This window comes from Spirosoma lituiforme (assembly GCF_054776635.1).
Genome location: NZ_BAAHBO010000001.1, coordinates 323152 through 345399 on the forward strand (window position 1 = coordinate 323152; position 22248 = coordinate 345399).

Consider the following 22248-nt stretch of genomic DNA (forward strand, 5'->3'; position numbering starts at 1 on the left):
GAAAACGTGTCATTGGAGCCGTATCCTACCCCCAGCCCCTCCCCTCTGTTTTCAGGACGAATCGGCAGGGGTCTCGGGATGGGGCTGGGATACTAGGTCGGAAAATGTGCGCTCATTGACTTAGTAGCTCTCATTGAGGCCAAAAATGGGCTTATTGGTCTTCCATTTGCCCCGCGTAAAATCCGGGATGTCGATGGGTTTGCTGCCCTTGGCGATACTCTCTTCCGATAAGGGGCTGATGGCGCTCCAGGCAGCTGCGTCATACACGTCGATGGGGGGAGAGACTTGATTCTTGATGGCTTCAATGAACCCGCGTAGTATGAAAAAGTCAATCCCCCCGTGCCCTGCATTCTGAGCGGTCTGAGCGTGTTCCTTCCACAAAGGGTGGTCGTATTTTTCCTGGTACGGGCCAAAGGGTTCGCCCTGGTGGGGTTTAGGGCTAACCCCTTCCAGATAGATCATGTTGCCATCATTCATCCAGATACCCTGCGTTCCCTGCGCCCGGAATCCTAATGAATACGGCCGGGGTGAGTTCGTGTCGTGGATGACCACGATGTTCTCGCCATTCGCGCACTCGATCATAGTGGTCACGACGTCGCCCAACTTGAACCTGACTTTTGCATTCGGGTGATTCTCACCGCCTTTGTCCACCACGTATTTGTGCAGCCCCCGGCTTTTGGTGGCCATCGACGTCAGGCGAACAAACTGATTGCCCCGATTGATATTGAGCCAGTGCGCTACCGGTCCCAAACCGTGCGTTGGATATAAATCGCCGTTCCGATCGACGGAATGCTGGGTACGCCACTGCGCTTCGGAGAACCCTTTCTCGCCAAATTCGGCCCCCACACCGCGAGCGGTACCGTCATTGAATTTGATGTTGCGCAGATCGTGTTCATAGCCGCAATGCGCATAGGTCATCTCCCCAAACATTCCCTGCCGTACCATGTTGAGAATCGCCATGACGTCGCGCCGGTAACAGACGTTTTCCAGGATCATGCAGTGCGCTTTGGTTTTCTCATACGTATCGACCAAATCCCAAGACTCCTTCAACGTAACCGTGGCGGATACCTCGAGGCCGGTGTATTTACCCGCTTTCATTGACGCTACGGCCATCGGCGTGTGCCATTCCCAGGGGGTGGCAATCACGACACCATCAATGTCATCGCGCTTGAGCATGTCCAGAAACGCTTCGTCGCCTTTGGTATAGGCTGGCGGAATTTTGCGCCCCGCCTTCTCAATCATCGCGTTTGATTTGGCAATGGCATCCGCCGAAATGTCGCAGAGGGCTGTAATGTCCACATCAGGCCGGTAAAGTGCCTGCTGGAGATGGTTTCGTCCGCGCAGGCCAACACCAATGAAGGCCAGCCGTACTTTTGCCAACGCGGAAGGCAGACCATCTGCTTTGGCTACGGAATACAGGGAAGGTAAAAAGGGTACGGCAGCGCTGGTCAGGGCAGCGGCCCGGATAAATGAACGACGAGAGGGTAAGGACATGAGCAAGAGCGGGGGTTTGCCAAGCGAAAAGGCCTGATTGAATTGACGTTATCGTCTAAAGAATGATTGAAATTAGGGAGGTGAACGGCAATAGTAAACAGCCGGTAGCGCACAGGGCCTGTAATAAATAGCGAATTGCTCTGTGCAAACGTTTGTCCTGCCGTGCGCAAACGTTTGTCTAAAACAGAAATTAATTTTGCGTTAAAAGCCGGAATGGCTATTTTGTATAAGTGATATAGCCAACTGATGAAAGAAGGAGTAACTATTAAGGAAATTGCCCGGCAATTAAAGATTTCGCCCTCTACCGTTTCACGGGCGCTCCAGGACAGTGCCCGGATTGGCCGGAAAACGCGTGACGCGGTACACGAACTGGCCGCTCAACTCCGCTATACACCCAGCCAGACGGCTCGCAATCTGCGAAGTGGGAAAACAGGCGTTTTTGCGCTGGTTTTACCGGAGATTCGGGAAAACTTTTTTTCGGAAATAGTCAATGGCGTCGAAGAGCTGGCCTTCAGTCATCAGTACAGCGTTGCCCTGTATCAGTCGCACGATTTATTTGAGCGGGAACGGAAGATTCTGTCTTTACTGAATCGGAATCAGGTAGATGGCGTGATGCTGTCGGTAGCGAAGGAATCGCAGCAATTCGGGCATGTTCAGGATCTAATCGACCGGGGCGTTCCCGTCGTTTTATTCGACCGGATTCCGCCCGGGATCAACACGCACCAGGTGGGTTGCGACATGGAGAAAGGGGCTTACGAAGCCACAAAATGGCTGGCCAACCGCGGATTTCGGCGCATTGCCCTGCTGAATGGCCCCTACCCGCTGGTGGCTAGCGAAGATCGGTACCGGGGGTATATCAAGGCACTACTGGAAGAGAAACTGCCCGTCGAGAGTGCTCTCGTGAAACGGGTTGATCTTACACCGGACGATACCATTCAGAAAACGAACCAGTTACTAACCTCCGTTCATCGACCGGATGCGGTACTAGCTTTCAATGATTATGTGGCCCTGGATGCCATGCGGGCGTGCCGGAAACAGGGGTTTCGCATTAATGAAGATATCTCGTTCGTCAGTTTTGCGAATCTGCCCCTAACAGCCTACATGGATCAGTCACCCCTGGCGTCGGTGGAGCAGCATCCGTATCAGATCGGCCAGACAACGGTTACCATTCTGCTGTCCCTTCTCGAATCGAAAGAAAAGCAGCCTGCGGATACATTTCAATGCGTTATGCTGGAACCCCAGCTGGTGATTCGTTGAGTATACCGGGCCATAAAAAAAGCTGATCTCTCTCAACCGAGAAAAGATCAGCTTTTCAGACTACATTTCAGGGGATTAACTCACCGCTTCACTCGGTGTAATTACCTTGAGTTCCTGGCCAATTTTGGTAAACGCAGCAACGGCCTGCTGTAGGTGTTCCATGGTATGCCCCGCCGAAATCTGCACCCGAATACGGGCTTTACCCGTTGGTACGACCGGGTAAAAGAACCCAATCACATAAATGCCTTCCTTCAGGAGCCGGGCCGCGAATTCCTGCGCCAGGGGGGCATCGTACAGCATAATCGGGACGATCGGATGCTCACCGGGCAGCATATCGAATCCGGCAGCGGTCATTGCATCGCGGAAGTACCGGGTATTGGCTTCCAGTTTATCGCGCAACGCCGTTGAGCCTTCCAGAATGTCCAGCACTTTTAACGAAGCGCCAACGATTGACGGGGCTAATGTATTGGAAAACAGGTACGGCCGTGATCGCTGGCGCAGTAAATCGACAATCTCCTTTCTAGCAGCCGTAAAGCCCCCCGATGCGCCACCCAGGGCTTTGCCGTACGTTCCGGTGATGATGTCAATGCGGCCTAAGACATTCCGATGTTCGGGTGTTCCGCGGCCTGTTTTGCCGATAAAGCCGCTGGCGTGGCACTCATCCACCATAACCAGTGCGCCATACTGATCGGCCAGATCGCAGATTCTATCCAGTTGGGCAATCGTGCCGTCCATCGAGAACACCCCATCCGTCACAATCAGCGTACGGCGGGCCGTTGAAGCCGCCTGCAACTGCGCTTCCAGATCGGCCATGTCGTTGTGTTTGTAGCGGTACCGCCTGGCCTTGCACAACCGAATGCCATCAATAATCGACGCGTGGTTTAGTTCATCCGAGATAATGGCGTCCTCTTCACCCAACAGCGGTTCGAAAATGCCCCCGTTGGCATCGAAGGCAGCCGCGTAGAGAATACAGTCTTCAGTCCCGACGAATTCGGCCGTTCGCCGTTCCAGTTCCTTATGAATATCCTGCGTGCCGCAGATGAACCGCACGGACGACATACCGAACCCGTGCGTATCCAATGTGTCATGCGCAGCCGCAACAACAGCCGGATGAGATGACAAGCCCAGGTAATTATTGGCACAAAAGTTCAGTACCTGCCGTCCGTCATGAACAGCGATCACAGACGATTGGGGTGACACAATGATGCGCTCGGTCTTATACAGCCCGGCTTCTTTAATGCTGTTCAGTTCCTGCTGAAGTTGTTCCTTGATTGTTCCGTACATAAAGCGTTAACGGGTTGGGGCCAGTGGCTTATACACTGCGGCCAGGTTGGTAATCATTTCCTTCGTCATTTTATCCAGATCGAACGCCGGTTTCCAGCCCCAGTCACGCCGTGCCACGGAATCGTCGATGGATCTAGGCCACGATTCGGCAATGCCCTGCCGAAAATCCGGTTTATACTGTGTTCTGAAATTCGGAAAATAGGGCTGAATGGCGGCTGTTAATTCAGCGGGGGTAAAGCTCATTCCCGCCAGATTATACGACGTGCGTACACTAATCTGCGATTCGGGCGCATCCATTAGCTCCAGCGTAGCCCGCAACGCATCCTCCATATAAATCATAGGCAGCCGGGTGTCTTCCGCCAGAAAACAGTCAAACGAAGAACCCTGGAGGGCTGCGTGGAAGATCGCGACGGCATAATCCGTGGTGCCCCCACCCGGCATGGACTGGTAGCTGATTACTCCCGGATACCGCAGCGAACGCACATCGAGCCCGTATCGCTTATGGTAATACAGCGACCAGTTTTCGGCGGCTACTTTGCTGATTCCGTACACGGTGGCCGGGTCGAGTAAAGTCGCCTGCGGGGTTTCGTATTTGGGTGCATGCTCCCCAAAAGCGGCAATTGAGCTGGGTACAAATAATTTTTTGACGGTATGCAGCCGCGATACTTCCAGGACATTCAGCAGGGTCTGCATGTTCAGATTCCACGCCCAGATCGGATCGCTCTCCCCCTTGGCGGATAGAATGGCTGCCAGGTGGTATATCTGGGTTATGCGGTATTTACGCACTACGTCCGTCAGCGCATCGGGTCTGGTAGCGTCGAGTTGCTCAAAAATACCCGTGTCGGATGCCGGCTTTCGAAGATCAGCCGCAACGACATTGTTCGTACCGAATTGCGCCTGTAATTGCGGGAGCAGCGCCGTTCCGATCTGCCCATTGGCCCCAATAATTAAAACGGTTTCTCGCTGCATAAATACCAGAAAAAAAATAGACAGTCATGCGGTTGGCTCGTTCCTGAATCGACGGCAACCGATCATTATTTATTTGCGGCACAAAGTTAGTTTACCAGACAATAAATGATAATCAATGCTTTAAATCAGCGAATATTGTTACGCTCGTTTATTATTACAGGAAAATTAACTTTACAGGAACTTCGCAGAAAGAGGTTCGCAGAAAAATTTTCGGTATGGATGCCTTAGATGATATTGACAAACAGCTCCTGCGGTTATTGCAGAAGGATGCCAAGTTGACGACGAAAGAACTGGCCGCTCAGCTTAAGTTGACCCTGTCGCCGGTTTATGAGCGAATTAAGCGACTGGAAGGGCTGGGCTTTATCAAGCAGTATGTCGCGGTGCTGGACAAGAGCTTATTGGGGCAACCCATTACCACCTTTTGCCAGGTATCCATGCGCTATCACGATAAAGCGTTTATTGATAAGTTTGAAGAAGAGGTGCAGAAACTAGAGGAGGTTCAGGAATGCTACCACATGGCGGGTCAGGTCGATTTTCTGCTTAAGATTCATGTCGGTAGCCTTGACGAATACCACGATTTCGTCAAGTACAAGCTTTCTCAGATCGAGAACATTGGCGTATTAAACAGCACGTTTGTCCTGAAAGAAATCAAACACAGACTTGGTTACTACATTCCGTAAAAAGAGGTGCACTTCTTCTTTGTACCACACGAGAAGCCTGTGCGCAACGATTAAAGCCGGACAGAGATACCAGAATGGAAGCGGTTTCCCGGTTTTTGGTGAACGGTATAGAAAAGGCATCCGCTGCTTTTTACAACGTATTGTCGCATCGACTTAACCGCACGACGTCCATTCATGGGTATGAAACTAACGGGTACGCTTTCTCTTCTTTTCGTCGGTTTTGCCCTGATCACCATTGGGCAGCCGCAACCGGCGAAAAGCCAGCCCGCCACCCGCGCCGGTAGCCGGCCACCGTTACGCCCGAATCCGTACCGCGAACTTCCGTTAGGGGCCATTAAACCGCAGGGGTGGTTGAAAGAAATGCTGATCCGTCAGAAAAACGGCGCAACCGGGCAGTTGGATAAGTTATATCCGCTGGTGATGAATAACCGGAACGGCTGGTTGGGTGGCGACGGCGATCAGTGGGAGCGCGGTCCTTACTGGATCGACGGTTTGTTGCCACTTGCCTACATTCTGGACGATTCGGTATTGATCGCCAAAACGAAACCCTGGATCGAGTGGGCCATCAACAGTCAGCAACCGGACGGGTATTTTGGCCCCTCGAGCGATTACAGTCCGGAACCCGGCATTCAGCGGGATAACAGCCGTGACTGGTGGCCCAAGATGGTGATGCTCAAGATTCTGAAGCAATATTATTCGGCAACGGGCGACAAACGGGTCATTCCGTTGATGACGAATTATTTCAAGTATCAGTTAAAAGAGCTGCCAAAAAAGCCGCTCGACCACTGGACGTTCTGGGCACGCTACCGGGGTGGCGATAACCTGATGGTTGTGTACTGGCTGTACAACCTGACGGGGGATAAATTTCTGCTCGAGCTGGGCGATCTGATCCATAAACAGACGTTCGATTACACAAATGCCTTTCTGAACACGGATATGCTGACCAGGCCCGGAAGCATCCACTGCGTGAATCTGGCGCAGGGTATCAAGGCACCGATCATTTACTACCAGCACCACCCTGACAAAAAATACCTGGACGCAACGAAAAAGGGATTCGCTGACATTCGCCAATACAACGGTATGGCACATGGTCTGTACGGGGGCGACGAAGCCCTGCACGGCAATAACCCCACCCAGGGATCAGAGTTGTGCTCGGCGGTCGAGATGATGTTTTCGCTGGAGAGTATTCTGGCAATCACCGGCGACGTAGCCTACGCGGATCAGCTGGAAAAAGTAGCCTTTAATGCCCTGCCCGCTCAGGTGTCCGACGATTTTATGACCCGTCAGTATTTCCAGCAGGCTAACCAGGTAATGGCGACCCGCTACCCACGTAACTTCGGTGACAACCACGGCGGTACAGACCTTTGCTTTGGCTTGCTTTCCGGTTATCCCTGCTGCACATCGAACATGCACCAGGGCTGGCCAAAATTCGTACAGAATCTGTGGTATGCTACCGGTACGCCGGGGCGGCCTGACAACGGGCTGGCTGCGTTGGTTTATTCGTCCAGCGAGGTAAAAACGACCGTGGGCAACGGTACAGGCGTTTTAATCAAAGAAGAAACAAACTACCCGTTTGACGAAACGATCAAATTTACGATCAACATCGATCGGGGCTCCAGATCCGTTGCGTTTCCGTTTCATCTTCGGATACCCGCCTGGTGTACAAAAGGTACGGTGAAGATCAACGGAAAAGTCTGGAAAGAAGAGCCAGGGAATCAGATCGTAAACATCAGCCGCGACTGGCAGTCGGGCGATGTTGTGGAACTGGCGCTGCCCATGCATGTTGTCAACAACACCTGGTATGAGAATTCGATGTCGGTAGAGCGCGGCCCCATTACCTACGCACTAACGATTGGGGAGAACGTAAAACCGGTAAAAAATGAGAAAGATCCCATCGACTATGGGACCACGTACAACGAAGTTCGCCCGACTACGCCCTGGAATTACGCCCTCATCCAGGTGCCGAATAATAAGCTGGAGGAGTCGTACAAACTCGAGAAGAAAGGCCCGTTTTCGAATTTCCCGTGGAATCCCGAGAGCGCTCCACTGCGGATTAAAGCAAAAGCCCATCGCATTCCGTCCTGGGAAATGTACAATGAAATGACCGGACCGATTCCTTACAGCATTACACACCAGTTGGAAACGGCCAGGGAAATCGAGGAGGTTACATTGATTCCCTATGGCTGTACCAGCCTGCGGATTTCTCAATTTCCAGTCGTTCGCAAATAAGCCTCAACTCGTTCGGAACACCCGGTTAATTCGTCATCACGTTTTTACTGACAGATCGGTACGACAGCGTCGTCTATATGAGATCTATCCGACGGTTCTTACGTTTCTATTGTCCTGCGGGATGTAGCTGATGTAGGCTAAGGCGCTACATAAGCCGCGATTATGGGTTGCAGACGCGGCAAAATGGCCTCGATCTGCGCCTTTTCTTCGTTGGTCCAATGTCGGGGGTCCCAAACATACAGGGCTGTAAAATGCCCCACAGCTGATTATCCTGCTGAATATGGGCATGAATCAGTGCCCGATGGCCAAACGTTTCTTCTTCAAATTGCCGGTTGAGCACGTGCGGGCCTGCAGTCTCCACGTCATCAACATAAACGGATGGTTTCATGGCCAGACCGGCCCGGATGAGTGGATCCTGGGCGGGCAACGCGTCCGTATCCGGCTCCCAGTCGGGGCGTATTGTATTTTTGTCGGGTATGCCCGGATGCTTTCGCCAGCAAAAAGCGGTTCGGCCCCGCTCCTGTTCGGGTTGCCGTACGTACAGAAAGCAGCGGTCGGCTTGCAGGGCCATGCCAACGCATTCCACAACCCGATTCAGTGTATCGCTTGGGGAATGACCCGCTGAAATAAGTTCGTCAATGGCTGCCGGTAAGGTTTGTCGATGAGTCATGTGGGGTTAACGCCTGGTGAAGTTCTACTAGTAAACAAAAAACGCCCTCGTAAGGACGTTTTTTGGTAGAAATAAACTAAAGCTGGTTGCTCCGGCCCGTCTCTTTTCGGCCCTGAACCCTCATCGTGTTTTTACTTTCGTTGCTTTTGCCGCTGGATTTAATTCAGTAGGTGCCGACGGTAATACGGGTGCCGGCTCACTTGCCGATTGCCGACGCCTGTTCCGCCCTTCGTGAAAGATGACAAATCCAATGAGAGCAATCAATAACACATTGCAGATCAGGTCAATTGTATCGCCCGTATGCGCCAGTGGCGGATCAAATCGAAACTCGACGGTGTGCTTCCCGGCGGGAATACGCAACGCCCGTAAGACATAGTTCGCCCGCAGGTGTGGCGCTGGTTTGCCATCAATAAACGCCTGCCAGTCCGACTCACCCCGGTAGTAGATTTCCGAGAAAACAGCCAGCCCATCGCGGGCCGCGTTGACGTCGTACAAGAGCTTATCGGGTCGGTAGCTCGTCAGTTGAATGGTACTCCCCGTGTGATCCAGGGTAGCGGGCAGGTTCCCCAACTGCGCGGCAAATCGCTTGTCGACAACCGCCGAATCGCGCGGATTCAGGGTTTTCATGGCCGCCATCTCTTCGTCGGCGTTATTTACCTGCCGCACGGTACCCACAAACCAGGCGGCTCCCATCACCTCGGGGTTCGGGAGCGCAACGGGTGCAGCGGGTGCCTGCTGCGGATCGTTCGGATTGGGCTGTCCGTTCTGAATGACGTATTTCGCGTGCAGCATGTTTAACACGTTGAGCGTGTTGGTCGGAAAAGCGAAGCTGATCAGCTCATTATACCGCCGGAGTCGAGTGGTGTTGTAGCCCCCGATCGAGCGGTGAAAATAAGACGTCCGGTTGGTTTCCATGAACGAGCCAGTCTGGTCGAACACCCGGTATCCCAGGGACTTATCCTGCAGGATCTGCTGGTCGGCCGAGGTAGGTTCAAACAGAACGCTGGCCTGGGTTTTCGACACAAAGTCGTCGCTGTTCAGGAAGCGCTTGTCAACGGCAAATAAATCGAAGACAACGATGGCCAGTATCAGCGGGTAAAAAAGGACGGCTTTGATTTTAGTCGTCAGGAATAGCCAGACGGCACCGGCTGCCAGCAAAATCAGAACAACCGACCGAATGGCATCGGCCCGGAACAGGCTCTGCCGGTCAGTGATCAGAGCCGTTTGGAACTGCTGGGCGGCTTCGCTAAAATAGCGGGACAAGAAAGGAATATCGTTCGGTGCCTGGAAACTGAACAGCGACCCGCTCAGCAACGCCAGCACAGCGGCCAAACCGGCGGTTAGCCCCAAACTAATCAACAACGGCTGTTTCAGCTCGGCCAGCGTACGCTTCTGGCTAACAATCTGCTGAATTCCCAGCGCGGCCCCGGCGGCAATGAACAACTGGGCCAGACAGAAAGCCATCGTCATAGCCCTGAACTTGTTGAGGTAAGGCAAATTATCGAACAGAAACTCGTTGAAAAACAACAGGTTCTTTCCCCAGGCCAGCATAATCATCAGGGCCGTGGCACTCAGCAGCCACCACTTAACTGATCCGCGGATGACAAACAGACCCAGCACAAACAGGAACAACAGGGCCGCCCCGGCATAGGCTGGTCCACCCACCATAGGCTGATCGCCCCAGTAGGTAGGCGCCCCCAGCTCCGCCATTTGCTTGGCCGCTGCCGGATCGACACCCCGGCTTGTCATGGCTTTGTAGAATTCCGATCCGGTGGTTAACCCACCTCCCGATGCACCACCGTAGGCATTGGGAATAAGCAGGGTAAGTGTCTCGGCTTTGCCATAACTATAGGTGAAGGCGTAATCTTTGTCCAGTCCCCCTTTGGATTCGCTGCTAGGCGACTTGCCGTCCGGGTTGGTCGTTTTTGCCGTCAGTTCTGATTTACCCCGAATCGTTTCTTTGGTGTATTGGTTGAGCACGAGCAGCCGTTTGCCGAAACTACCCGCTGCCAGTACACTCACGACGGCCAGCGTAGCCAGCCCGAGAACCAGCTGCCGCGTTTTCCCCGCCCGAACCAGCGAAACGCCTTCAATGATTACGTACAGGGCTGCGGCCATGAACAGGTAATAGGTTATCTGAATGTGGTTGGCCCCCAGTTCCATACACATAAAAAAGCCCATCAGGGCCGCCCCAACCCAATAGCGCCCCCGTAAAGCGAGGATTATGCCGGCAAACATGCCGGCCCCATAGGCCATAGCGAATAACTTAGAAACGTGCCCTGCCTCCAGACTAACGATACCGAACGTACCGAGCCCGTAGGCAGCCGCACCAAGAGCTGAAAGCCAGGCGTTGCAGCCCAGTACCGCGAGCAGAATGTACATGCTCAGCATAACCATAAAGATGATGCTGGCCGTATTGGGCAGCACATTAACAACGGCCATGACACCCTTGTAAACCAGAATATACGGGTAGTTGAAATCAATCATGTAACCGGGCATACCACTGAATACGGCATCCGTCCAGAGCGGCTTTACCCCCGTTTCTTTTGCGATTTCGCGAATTTCACGGGCCGATGCAGAAGCCTCCTGCACGTCGTGCATGGATAGCGTTTTGCCCGACATAACCGGTGAGAAATAAATAAGGGCCAGCACAAATAAACCGAGTACGGCAATCAGGTGCGGGCGCAGGCTGGTTTGCCGGGATGGTTGAGGAAAGGTTGGTTGGTTCATAAAATCAACTGATACGTAGCTCAAAGATACGGCTTTGTACCAAAACGGAGGAAAAGGAACGTGGATTGTTGTTTCAGCTCAAATACCCAGCATGGCATAATTATTGACACTATATCATGTTTACATTTATTGGTTGGTATTTTTCCTGAAAGCCGCTGTTTTGCCTTCGGGTAAACGTAGGCCCTATTGTTACTAGAAAGGCATTTTACAGTATATTTAATTAATTAACATGCAAATTAATATATAAAATAACCAAGACGGGCAAAAACGTTAAACTACAAATAAAGCTTTTAGTATGTCGTTGAATCCGTTTTTTAACTTGAATAAACATACCGTATAATCAATTTTCATGTCGCCCGCTAAAATTGGCCATTAAAGCCATACAAACCATCAAAGTGCTGGTCCATCTGATTAATCGAGAAATTACACCTCTCACTATCAGCTACATAGCCTTAACATTCACAAAATAGCTTGGCTAAAACCGGATCAGTATGGAGTTGCTTTTTGGAATGGCCTTCCCGGAAATGCTTTTTTTTAATTCCCCCGGTAGTAACCGACTTTATACTATCGTAGTCTAAAAATTCGAATCTAACCCATAGATTTTACTACTCTAGATTACTTTAATGAAGATGAAACGCCATATCCTCATCGTAGACGAAAATCAGTACGTCGTCGATATACTTGTACAAACCCTGTCGAAAGATTTTAGAATTACAGTGGCTAACACAGGACAGGAAGCGGCTCGCTTGTTAATTCAGGGAAACCGTTTCGACACGGTACTTACCGAGTTGGATCTACCCGTTTTTAACGGACTGGAATTAACAAAGCTGATTCGGATGAGCCACCTCACGGCACAGACGCCGGTCGTTATTTTATCCAATGTATCGGACAGTACAACCCGGATCGATTGCCTGGAACAGGGTGTCGATGCGTTCCTGTCCAAACCGTTTAATCCCCTAGAAGTGAAGGCCAAGCTTCATTCCCTGCTCCGGCGTGCCGATTTGACAGGTCAGCAAGCTCCGGACAGCCAGCCCCTTCAGATTAAGTCCGAAGCAAAAACCTCCTGGCCCCAGCGCTCACGCATTCTATCTATGCTGCTGGGTGATATGGCCGTATCGTAAACAACCGTCCGATACGGTAACCACTACTCCCCTCGTCAATGATCTGACTCTACTTCTGCTTCCATTTCCTGTTACTTACTTCTGTCGTTCGTCGGTCTCACAACCAGCGTAGCTGATCAATACCCCTGTGGGCATAAAAACCCGCTTATACAAACAAAAAAATGCCTATAATTTATGTCTTACTGGTAATAGAAGACGATCTGATCGCCAACCGGATTGCCAGTTTGATTGGTTCAGGTCATTCGATTATACGCTTCAAGGAGACAAACGAATCGGAGAGATGGCTGACGGATAACCAGCAAGTCGATCTGATCATTACAGACAGAACTAACGGGGATGTTATGGTAAGCCTGGTTCGCAACAATTGCGATTATCGGCTGGTCCCTTTTCTCATCGTATCCCGTTTGGGCGAAAGCCCGCTGGAACAAGCGACCATCGTGTCGGGCGTTACCGACCTGTTGGCGATTCACGAAGACAACTACCGACTCCAGACCAAAATAAGCTATTACCTCTCGTTGAGCGATCAGGTTCGGACCTTCGATAAGCCCAGCCTGCTGGCAACCCCCGGTCAGTTCCGTTTACCCTGGTGGAAACGCCTGCTCGATATTAGTGTCTCGTTCACCGTTCTGCTGCTGTTATCACCGGTACTGCTGATCGTTGCCGCCGTTATCGCGCTTGATTCAAAAGGACCGATCATTTATAAGTCGAAGCGGGCCGGGGCCAATTTCCATGTGTTCAACATGTATAAGTTCCGGACCATGCGTGTTGAAGCAGACCAGCTTCTGGCCCAACTGGCCTCGAACAATATCTACGCCAAAGCAGACAGTAAAGCAGCCTTCAACAGCCCTGAAGCCGTACCCTGTAGTGCGTGCCAGGCAGACGGCGTCCCCTGCCAGAAGCTGCTGTTCGATCAGGATCACCACATCTGTGAAAAGCATTATTTGCAGGAAACACAGGAAAAAGCAAAGTTCATGAAGTTCCGTAATGATCCACGCATCACCCGGATCGGCACGTTTCTGCGCAATAGCAGCATCGACGAACTGCCCCAGCTGTTTAACATTCTGGTGGGCGATATGTCGCTGGTCGGTAATCGTCCGCTGCCCCTGTACGAAGCGGAGAAACTGACCTCCGACGAATTTGCCCGGCGATTTGCGGGACCGGCTGGCCTGACGGGTTTGTGGCAGGTAAAGAAACGGGGAAAAGGCCAGGGACCCATGTCCGACAAAGAGCGGACTTTACTGGACATCGAATACGCGTCAACCTTTTCGTTTAAAACAGATGCGCTGATCATCTGGCAGACCCTATTCAGTTTATGGCAAAAAGAGAACGTGTAGTCGGCACAGACGAGTCGGCCCTCGTCTCAATCATCACCATCAACTACAACCAGGCCGACGTAACGCGTCAGTTTCTGGAATCAGCAAAGGGCCTCACCTACCCTGCCTACGAGATCATTGTGGTCGACAATGGATCGGTAGAGCCGTTTGCCGGTACCGTGAACGTAAGCCAGTACCCGCACCTGCGGTACATCCGGTCGGAGGTTAATTTAGGCTTTACCGGCGGCAACAACCTGGGTATGCAGGAAGCGCGGGGCGATTACTTTTTTATTGTCAATAACGACACCGAACTGTCGCCAACGATTCTTGAAGACCTGCTTGCTCCGTTTGCCGAGCGGCCTGATATTGGGGTCGTTTGCCCGAAAATACGGTTTTACGATTCCCCTCAGCTACTCCAGTACGCAGGCTATAGTCCCATCAATATGTATACGGGAACAGCAACGGCCATTGGGTGTAACCAGACCGATATGGGCCAGTATGATGAGCCTCACGCGACCAATTTTGCGCACGGCTGTGCCATGATGATCCGCCGGACGGTTGTTGAACAGGTTGGGCGGTTTGCCGAGCGTTTCTTCCTGTACTACGAAGAACTGGACTGGTCGCAACGGATCCGGGACGCGGGTTATCTTATTTATTATCAGCCGACGGCGTCTATTCTCCACAAAGAATCCGTATCCGTCGGGCAGCACAGTCCGCTGAAAACCTATTACCTGACGCGCAACCGGATTCTATTCATGCGACGCCATTGCTCTGTTTTTCAGCGAGTGGTTTTTTATTCGTTCTTTGCCTTTTGTATTTTACCAAAGCACATGGCTTCGTATCTGCTTACCGGCCAGTTGACGCACGCCAAAGCGTTTATGCGGGGTACGCTCTGGAATTTAACATCGCCTAGCGTATCGCCGGTTTGACCGTACGTTATATTCCGTTTTACTTTGTTTTTATGAACTGGTGTGTGCTGGATAGATTCGCCCGTTTTTGTCAGGGCAGTCGTTTCGGGGTTTGGGGAAAGTCCAGACGAGCAGCCTGATCATTACCCAAGACAAACCGTTAACAACAGATGGACCTCACGAACCGCTCTCTTTTTGCCGCTGAGCAATGGCGCGAAAGCCCCTGGCTCATCTACGTGATTGGCATCCTGGTCGCTTTGCTGGCCGGTTGGCTGGTGGGCACCTATGGCCTGCTCGGTGGCGCTACGCTCGTTGGTTTACCCATTGCTATCGCCTTGCTGCTGGGGGTTCTGATCGAGCCTAAGATCGGGTTATTTCTGTACGTTCATCTGAGTTTTCTGATTGGCTTCACCCGCTTCCTGCCACCCGCCATTCCGCTTGGCACCGCGCTAGACGGACTTCTGGTGCTCAGCCTGTTAGGCACCTTCCTGAACGGAAAGCGAATGGACTGGAAGCAGTTAAAACAGCCGTTCCTGTGGATACTTATCGTTTGGCTGGCCTACACTCTGCTCGAATATTTCAACCCCGAAGCCCCCTACCGTCCGGCCTGGTTTTATAACGTTCGTTCATTTTCGCTAAGCTGGTTTTTCATTGCCATCGTCGTCATGGTTAACCCGATCAGCCGCAAGGACATCCGCCTGTTCATTATCACCTGGCTGGCCTGGTCAGTATTTGCCGCCTTCTGGGGATTTAAGCAGCAGTACATCGGTCTGGCGGGTGCCGAGAGTCAATGGCTGGCCGAAGGGGGTGCCCGAACTCATGTTTTGTGGGGACAGCTACGCAGTTTCTCCTTCTATTCCGATGCGGGTCAGTTTGGCTCCGAAATGGCAGGCGTAACCCTGGTTTGCCTGATTCTGTTCTTCGAAGGCAAGTCCTGGGGCAGTCGAATCATTTGCCTCGTATTGGCCGCCATCCTTTTCTGGGGGTTTGCTGTTTCGGGTACACGGGGCGCCCTGTTCGTTTTATTGGCCGGATTCCCGGCGTATCTGTTTCTGAGCCGCAACCCGCTAAATATTATTCGGGGGCTCCTGATCGCGGCACCCATTCTTGGTATCCTGCTATTTACGTCGGTTGGTGACTCCAATTATCAGATTTTCCGTATTCGCACCGCGCTTCGCCCCACCGAAGATGCCTCGTTTCTGGTTCGACTGGAGAACCAGCAAAAGCTACGCAATTTTCTAAAAGACAGACCATTCGGGGCAGGTATTGGCACCTCATCGGGCGCGGGTAACCGCTTCTCGCCCAATCACTTTGCGGCTCAGATTCCAACAGATAGCTGGTACGTTCAGCTCTGGATCGAAACTGGGGTGGTAGGATTGACCATTTACCTGATGATGCTGGCGGGCATAATCCTGCTGGGTACATACCGGATCTGGCAGTTGAACGACTCTTCCCTCAGGGTACTGATGATTGCCCTCTTGGCCGAGTTCATCGGTATCGCTGTCGTGAGCTATACCAACCCAATATTGGGCCAGTTCCCGACGAGCACGATCATTTTCATCAATTCAGTACTATTCACCACCTGTTCCCGATGGGACACCCCAACGAAATCACTACATGCGGATCGGCATTGAAGCACAGCGGCTCCTGAGGCCCCACAAGCACGGTATGGACATCGTGGCTCTTGAAACAATCCGGGCTCTATCGACCTCGGATCAACACGAGTTGGTCATTTTTGTGAAGCCCGATACCGACCGGGCCGGACTGCCTGATACCCCGAATGTTGAGCTAGTGGAGTTGGCTGGCGGTCCGTATCCGCTCTGGGAACAATATGCGCTGCCGAAAGCGGTGAAACAACACGGCGTTGATCTACTGCACTGTACCGCCAATACGGCCCCGCTGCATTCGCCAGTGCCTTTGGTACTGACGCTTCATGACATCATTTTTCTGGAAAATCAGCCAATGCTGCGTGGCAGCTGGTACCAGCGTTTTGGGAATCAATACCGCCGGTGGAATGTGCCCCAGATCGTGAATAAATGTGATCGGATTATTACGGTCTCTGATTTTGAGCGGCAACGGATTATTGACCACCTGAAGCTGGACCCCGATCAGGTCGTTACCATCTGGAATGGTGTCAGCGATAAGTTCAAGCTCATTGATGACCACGATCAGCTCGCGAGCATCCGGCAACAGTTCAGACTACCGGAAGAATTTATTTTTTTCCTGGGCAACACCGATCCGAAAAAAAACGTGCAGGGGGTCATGAAGGCATTGCTGCGCCTGAAAAAACAGGGCCAGCTTACCTTACCCGTCGTTGTCTCGAACCTTACAGTCGCTTCGCTGAACGCGATCCTGACAGATATTGACGGACAGGCACTCGCCGAGAACATCCTGCTGTGCGGCTACATACCCAACTCCATTCTACCCCTGGTGTACAATGCCGCAACAATTTTCCTTTGCCCATCGCTCCGGGAAAGTTTCGGCTTACCTATTCTGGAAGCCATGGCATGTGGTACTCCCGTTCTGACGTCGTCTACGTCGTCTATGCCGGAAGTAGCCGGTGATGCAGCGCTGCTGGTTGACCCTACATCGGTAGAAGCCATGGCCCTACAGCTTAGCTACCTTATCCAGCAACCCACCCTGCGTGCCGATCTGCGCAAAAAAGGTCTGGCCCGTGCCGCGTTATTTTCATGGCAGGCTGCGGCCAATAAGTTACTTGATGTATACGAGGAAACTGTAAATGCAAACGCTGCATCGGTGGCTTATTGATTTTTTTGCTTAGCTTGCCCCTTACTCACTTCTGGTTGTAAATGGAAAATTTCGACAGCATCATTTGTGTTGGACAAACCCCCTGGAAAGGTGATTTTCAGAAGGCAGTTGTTCAGTTGATGTCTGAATTATCGGTACGGCATCGGATTCTTTACGTCGATTACCAGTACACATTGAAAGACTTTGCGATGGGCGCTATTGGCCGCCAGGATGTTCCTCTTCAGGAACTGATGCGCCTAAAAAACCCGCTGGTTAAGAAAACTGTCGATAACGGCAGCGATGTCTTTGTCTGGACGCCCCCCCTGATGCTTCCCATCAACTGGTTGTCTGACAGACCTTATGATGTTCTCATCAAGCAGAATGTCGGTCGGATGGTGAAAGGACTGCGTCGGGTTATGAGCGAGCTGAACATGAAAAAGCCGCTGGTCATCAACGCATTTAACCCAGTCTTTGGCCTGCCCATGCTGCATCAGCTGAATGAATGGGCTACGATTTACTATTGTTTCGATGAGATAACGGCGGCCACCTGGATAAGCCGCCACGGAAATCGGTACGAGTCGATGTACCTAGAGCAGGTCAACGCGATCATCACGACATCGGAAGCCCTGCGCCGTTCCAAATCCGTGCAGCAACCCAACGCGTACTGCGTCAAAAACGGGGTTAACTTCGACTTATTCCATCAGGCCCGTCAACTGGCGGAGAAACGCCCTCCGCTAAAGCCAATCGTTGGTTACCTGGGTACAGCCGATAACCGCATCGACCTGCCTCTGGTCGAACACTGTGTTCGTACGATGCCGGATGTTTTGTTCCAGTTTGTGGGCGAGGTTAATGAACCCAGCCTTAAACAGCGGCTCTCGGCTTACCCGAACGTTGAGTTTATTCCTCCTCATCAACCGGCCGAGCTACCCGCCTTGCTGGCCAACATGCAGGCGGCCATGATTCCGTTCGTGTGCAACGAACACACCTACACAATTTATCCCTTAAAGATTAACGAATACCTGGCGGCTGGTTTACCCGTCGTTTCTACTCCTTTTTCGATTCTCGACGACTTCGATGGCGTTGTTGACATGGCCGGAAGCCCGGTAGCGTTTGAGCAGGCGCTCCGCCGTGCCCTGGCCGATACGAGTGCTCCCCGGGTCAACGAACGGGTGGTTATGGCCAGAGCCAACTCGTGGAAGAAACGGGCAGAAGAATTTGAGGCCGTTATTGAGCAGCTTTAAACTGCTGGAACCAGGGGAGGATTCAGGCCGGCTCCTTTGAGCCACTGTTCGGTTTCCTGATCATAGTGCTTGAGAATCCGGGCCGGATTGCCGCCCACAACCGTGTAAGGCGGCACATCACGCGTAACAACACTACCACCCGCCACAACCGAATGTCGCCCGATGGTAACGCCCGCCGTAATGGTTACGTTGGCCCCGATCCAGCATTCGTCTTCAACAACAATGGGTCGCATGGTTACCCGCTGATCGCGGATCGGCAATTCCACATTCTCGTAGGAGTGATTCAGGCCCGAAAGCACAACGTGCTGAGCCATAATGACCTTCGACCCAATATTAACCGGACCAATGACAACGCCACCAATACCGACAAGGGTATTATCGCCGATCTGAACCGGGCCAACCCCATTGTTGATCACCCCAAAATCGTCGATGATGCTGTGCGCTCCCAGCGAAAAGGCGTTGTACGGTAAGACATCCAGCCGTACGCTGGAGCGAATAATGGCCGTCCGATGCAGGTTATGGATAAATGGATTAACAAACCATCTTACCCAACGGCGTGGTTTGGCCTGGTTATGGGGCTCAAGTAGCCAATGTACAAATTGCTTGAGCGCAGGTCGCTGGTCGATATAGTGTTTAAATGACATAATGCTGGTCTAAATACTGAAATACGTCGGCCGTATTTTTGGCGTGCAGGATTTTAGCGCCCGAAAGGGCCGGAAAAATAGTATCGTATTCGTTGAAATGATGCTCCATCCCCCCGCCCGGATGCGACAGAATGATATTGATGCCCTCAAAGTAACTGGCCAGAGCCGCCGTACCGCCATGCATCGAAATGAACCGGTCGCAGTTGGCATAGACGAGTAGCTGAAGGTGATTGAAGTTGGCTACGCTATCGCGGTGCTGTTCGTGCAGGTCATTCATCAGGATAACGTCCGAGTGGTTTTGCCGAAGCCACGCATGCTCGTTCAAATCCATGATTTCGCTGTTATCGACAACGATCTGGGAAGAGAGCGGGCGGTTATAAATGATCTGGTACGACTGCTTAAACATCGACACAATCCGATTCAGGGCGGGAATGTCCAGAAAATTAACGGGTGGTTTATCCCATTCGATGTTGTACTTATTGGCAATAACCAGGATCGGTTTTTCAAACACGAACCGGTCATTCTTATAGTGGCTTTTCAGCGGTACCCGCGCCCATTTGGTGAAACTAAACGAGGGGCTGTGGGTCATGTTGGGTACTTCGTAATAGCCGTAACCAGCCTGCCAAACCCGTTTTTCGTATTTTTCGGTGTGGTTTTCGCTGAAGAAGTAGAACGGTTTGGTATTGCTGCTGGAGATCGTTTGCTTGAGAGTACCATTCAGGTAGTGCCAGTAAGCAAAGGGCAGAACGTAACGCAATTCCTGGTCAAATTCGCCGTGAAAATCAACCACTTTGTACTTCTTCTTCGCGATGTAATCTTTGGCGACAAACCGAAGTTGATTTAACCGGGCAAAGTAGTTGTCGCGGATAAAATACCGGAGATCCTGCCGGATTCCTGCATATTTCAGAGCGGCCACTACATACAGAAATTTCAGCATTAATCGCTGCATACAGGCACAGGCGTTGATTTAGTCAATACGGAGAGAGCTGGCAAGCAAAGTCGCTCACCCTTCCTACGTTAGGACTTTAAATTAACGAATAAGCCACTTTCGAGAGTGTAAAATTTAGGTGTTTCGACCATCGCCGGGTACGCAACAGCCCCCGGATAATCGGCCGAGATGACAAAACCCATCACCTGCCAGTCACCCGTGCTCCCAATCACCTGGCTGTCTGTTTGATGGGGGCCGTTCAGAGCGGGAATCCGGAAAAAATCGTCATCCAGGCCTTTACCCGTTGCCTTGATGAGGGCCTCTTTACGGGTCCACAGCTGATAAAAACGCCGTCGGCTGTCGGCATCAGCTCGGATATAAGCCTGCTCTGCCGGACTAAAACTGGTAGGCAGCATATCGCTGTAAGCGAATGGAGACTGTATCCGCTCTACGTCAACGCCAAGCCTAACGTTCCCAACCGCCAGCAGAATCCAGTTGCCGGAATGCGATACGTTCATGTGCCAACCCGTATCGCCCGCCAGAACGGGTTTGCCATGCGCATCTTTCGCGAACCGCACCTGCTCCGGACGCTGGTGCGTGCAGCGTCCGGTCAGGATGCGCAGCAGCCCCCGGGCATAAACGAATCGCTGCCGATCCTCAGCCCGGTGGTATCGTTTGGCCCGACTAATTTCGTCGGGCTGGAGCAACGACAATAACTCCGTTGGCAGAACAGTCTGTTCGGGTAATTGAAACCGAAAAACAGCTACCGGGTCATCCACTACATCCGGATAATCCGGGCAGGGATGCCACGAAACAACCTCCGACTCGGCGCAGAAAACATGACAGATAGCCATACGAAGACACGATTTATCCATCCGGTACTAATGAACAGTGGCCTTTATCCACTATCTGTAATTAGTTGACAATAAGGCGATTCATTAGCGCAAATGGTGACCAAATTAAGCGATCAATGTCTAAATCACTAACCATGCTTCTTGATTACCATAAACTTAAACGAGTCAGCCGACTATGGCTCAAGGTGTTACACGGCGGCACTGGCTTGCTTATCTATTCCGTGTACGCCTGTTGCCAACCGGTTTTTGCGCAATTCTGCGCCAATCCATCCGGCCCGTTGCTTATTAATCAAACATTTGGTACAGCTAGCCAGCCCATATCCATGGCGGGCCTAACACCTTATCAATACGTACCCCCAACGTGCCCTAGTGATGGACAATACACGGTTACGGAGACCATCGACGGGGGATGTTTTAATTATACCTGGTACGCCGTTCCGACGGATCATACCCCCGACGATGTAGATGGAAACATGATGATTGTCAACGGGGCCAATACGGCCGGGGCTTTTTACCAGCAAACCGTATCCGGACTATGTCCCGGCACCACTTATGAACTCTCTTTGTGGGCTCTTAACCTGCTCAAAACAGGTATATGCCCCACGCCACTCGTTCCAAATCTGATGCTTACCCTCGAAACGAAAAGCGGCACTATTCTCTCTTCCGTCCCAATCGGGTCTATTAATCTAAACGATCGACCCGTCTGGCTTCAGCATACGGCGTTGTTCAATGCCCCCCCGACCACCGAAGATGTTATTCTGAAACTGGTGAACACAAAGGGCGACTACGGCTGCGGTAATGATATGGTGGTCGACGATATTCAGGTCAGGCAGTGCGAGGATTGCGTGTCCAGTCAGGTGTATGTACCGGACATATTCACGCCGAACAACGATGGGCAGAATGATGACCTGACATTTTTCATGCCCAAAGTTTCGTCTTACGATCTGAAAGTATATAACCGCTGGGGGAGCGTAATTTTTGCCAGCACGAACGTAAACCAGAAGTGGGATGGCACCTACGGCGGGAGTCCCTGCGCATCGGGCGATTACACCTGGACGATCGCTTATCGACCAGAAGGTACCAGTCGGAACCAGCGTGAACACGTTCAAACCGGTCACGTACTGCTTGTGCGTTAAAACCGCTTCATTCACTCACTACGACACCACCCATCTTCTTGA

At 51.9% G+C, this 22248-nt stretch carries 18 protein-coding genes; 10 read left to right on the forward strand and 8 right to left on the reverse strand.

Going from position 1 to position 22248, the window contains the following annotated elements; translation table 11 throughout:
- Positions 1 to 120 precede the first annotated feature (120 nt).
- Positions 121 to 1494: a Gfo/Idh/MocA family protein gene (locus tag ACYU87_RS01370; protein ID WP_461132224.1), complete on the reverse strand. Its 1374-nt coding sequence runs from the start codon at positions 1492 to 1494 to the stop codon at positions 121 to 123.
- A 246-nt stretch (positions 1495 to 1740) separates the two neighbouring features.
- Here ACYU87_RS01370 and ACYU87_RS01375 point away from each other — a divergent pair, with 246 nt between their 5' ends.
- The gene (locus tag ACYU87_RS01375; RefSeq protein WP_461132225.1) at positions 1741 to 2751 is read left to right on the forward strand and encodes a LacI family DNA-binding transcriptional regulator; all 1011 of its coding nucleotides are present in this window, start codon (positions 1741 to 1743) and stop codon (positions 2749 to 2751) included.
- Between the two features lie 75 nt (positions 2752 to 2826).
- Here ACYU87_RS01375 and kbl read toward each other — a convergent pair whose 3' ends face one another.
- A complete protein-coding gene (gene kbl / locus ACYU87_RS01380) occupies positions 2827 to 4035 on the reverse strand; it encodes a glycine C-acetyltransferase (RefSeq protein ID WP_461132226.1) in 1209 nt (402 codons plus the stop codon).
- Between the two features lie 6 nt (positions 4036 to 4041).
- The gene (locus ACYU87_RS01385; RefSeq protein ID WP_461132227.1) at positions 4042 to 5004 is read right to left on the reverse strand and encodes an NAD-dependent epimerase/dehydratase family protein; all 963 of its coding nucleotides are present in this window, start codon (positions 5002 to 5004) and stop codon (positions 4042 to 4044) included.
- A 215-nt stretch (positions 5005 to 5219) separates the two neighbouring features.
- On the opposite strand from ACYU87_RS01385, the gene ACYU87_RS01390 reads away from it, so the two are divergent.
- The gene (locus tag ACYU87_RS01390; RefSeq protein ID WP_461132228.1) at positions 5220 to 5684 is read left to right on the forward strand and encodes an Lrp/AsnC family transcriptional regulator; all 465 of its coding nucleotides are present in this window, start codon (positions 5220 to 5222) and stop codon (positions 5682 to 5684) included.
- A gap of 174 nt (positions 5685 to 5858) precedes the next feature.
- Positions 5859 to 7913, forward strand: a complete 2055-nt coding sequence (locus ACYU87_RS01395) for a beta-L-arabinofuranosidase domain-containing protein (RefSeq protein WP_461132229.1) — start codon at positions 5859 to 5861, stop codon at positions 7911 to 7913.
- 160 nt (positions 7914 to 8073) lie between these two features.
- Here the strand turns inward: ACYU87_RS01395 and ACYU87_RS01400 are convergent, their stop codons facing one another.
- On the reverse strand, positions 8074 to 8583 hold the full coding sequence (locus tag ACYU87_RS01400) for a GAF domain-containing protein (protein WP_461132230.1): 510 nt from the start codon (positions 8581 to 8583) through the stop codon (positions 8074 to 8076).
- A 120-nt stretch (positions 8584 to 8703) separates the two neighbouring features.
- Positions 8704 to 11313, reverse strand: coding sequence for a hypothetical protein (locus ACYU87_RS01405; RefSeq protein WP_461132231.1), 2610 nt, complete (start codon positions 11311 to 11313; stop codon positions 8704 to 8706).
- Between the two features lie 629 nt (positions 11314 to 11942).
- On the opposite strand from ACYU87_RS01405, the gene ACYU87_RS01410 reads away from it, so the two are divergent.
- The 6 genes from ACYU87_RS01410 to ACYU87_RS01435 all read left to right on the forward strand — a co-directional run bounded on the left by ACYU87_RS01410 (position 11943) and on the right by ACYU87_RS01435 (position 18644).
- The gene (locus ACYU87_RS01410; protein WP_461132232.1) at positions 11943 to 12434 is read left to right on the forward strand and encodes a response regulator; all 492 of its coding nucleotides are present in this window, start codon (positions 11943 to 11945) and stop codon (positions 12432 to 12434) included.
- A 161-nt stretch (positions 12435 to 12595) separates the two neighbouring features.
- Complete coding sequence (locus ACYU87_RS01415) at positions 12596 to 13768, forward strand: sugar transferase (RefSeq protein ID WP_461132233.1); 1173 nt, start codon at positions 12596 to 12598, stop codon at positions 13766 to 13768.
- The gene (locus ACYU87_RS01420) at positions 13747 to 14676 is read left to right on the forward strand and encodes a glycosyltransferase family 2 protein (RefSeq protein ID WP_461132234.1); all 930 of its coding nucleotides are present in this window, start codon (positions 13747 to 13749) and stop codon (positions 14674 to 14676) included. The genes ACYU87_RS01415 and ACYU87_RS01420 overlap by 22 nt, the downstream gene beginning before the upstream one ends.
- A gap of 149 nt (positions 14677 to 14825) precedes the next feature.
- Positions 14826 to 16289: an O-antigen ligase family protein gene (locus ACYU87_RS01425; protein WP_461132235.1), complete on the forward strand. Its 1464-nt coding sequence runs from the start codon at positions 14826 to 14828 to the stop codon at positions 16287 to 16289.
- A complete protein-coding gene (locus ACYU87_RS01430) occupies positions 16273 to 17424 on the forward strand; it encodes a glycosyltransferase family 4 protein (protein ID WP_461132236.1) in 1152 nt (383 codons plus the stop codon). The genes ACYU87_RS01425 and ACYU87_RS01430 overlap by 17 nt, the downstream gene beginning before the upstream one ends.
- 41 nt (positions 17425 to 17465) lie before the next feature.
- Positions 17466 to 18644, forward strand: coding sequence for a glycosyltransferase (locus tag ACYU87_RS01435; RefSeq protein WP_461132237.1), 1179 nt, complete (start codon positions 17466 to 17468; stop codon positions 18642 to 18644).
- Here ACYU87_RS01435 and ACYU87_RS01440 read toward each other — a convergent pair.
- The 3 genes from ACYU87_RS01440 to ACYU87_RS01450 all read right to left on the reverse strand — a co-directional run bounded on the left by ACYU87_RS01440 (position 18641) and on the right by ACYU87_RS01450 (position 21070).
- Positions 18641 to 19288 carry an acyltransferase gene (locus ACYU87_RS01440; protein WP_461132238.1) on the reverse strand — a complete coding sequence of 216 codons (648 nt, stop codon included), beginning with the start codon at positions 19286 to 19288 and terminating at the stop codon, positions 18641 to 18643. The genes ACYU87_RS01435 and ACYU87_RS01440 overlap by 4 nt on opposite strands.
- Positions 19278 to 20237, reverse strand: coding sequence for a hypothetical protein (locus ACYU87_RS01445; RefSeq protein ID WP_461132239.1), 960 nt, complete (start codon positions 20235 to 20237; stop codon positions 19278 to 19280). Before ACYU87_RS01445 ends, ACYU87_RS01440 begins: the two co-directional genes overlap by 11 nt.
- 68 nt (positions 20238 to 20305) lie before the next feature.
- The gene (locus ACYU87_RS01450; protein ID WP_461132240.1) at positions 20306 to 21070 is read right to left on the reverse strand and encodes a 4'-phosphopantetheinyl transferase family protein; all 765 of its coding nucleotides are present in this window, start codon (positions 21068 to 21070) and stop codon (positions 20306 to 20308) included.
- A gap of 116 nt (positions 21071 to 21186) precedes the next feature.
- Here ACYU87_RS01450 and ACYU87_RS01455 point away from each other — a divergent pair, with 116 nt between their 5' ends.
- Positions 21187 to 22206, forward strand: coding sequence for a T9SS type B sorting domain-containing protein (locus ACYU87_RS01455; RefSeq protein WP_461132241.1), 1020 nt, complete (start codon positions 21187 to 21189; stop codon positions 22204 to 22206).
- Positions 22207 to 22248 lie beyond the last annotated feature (42 nt).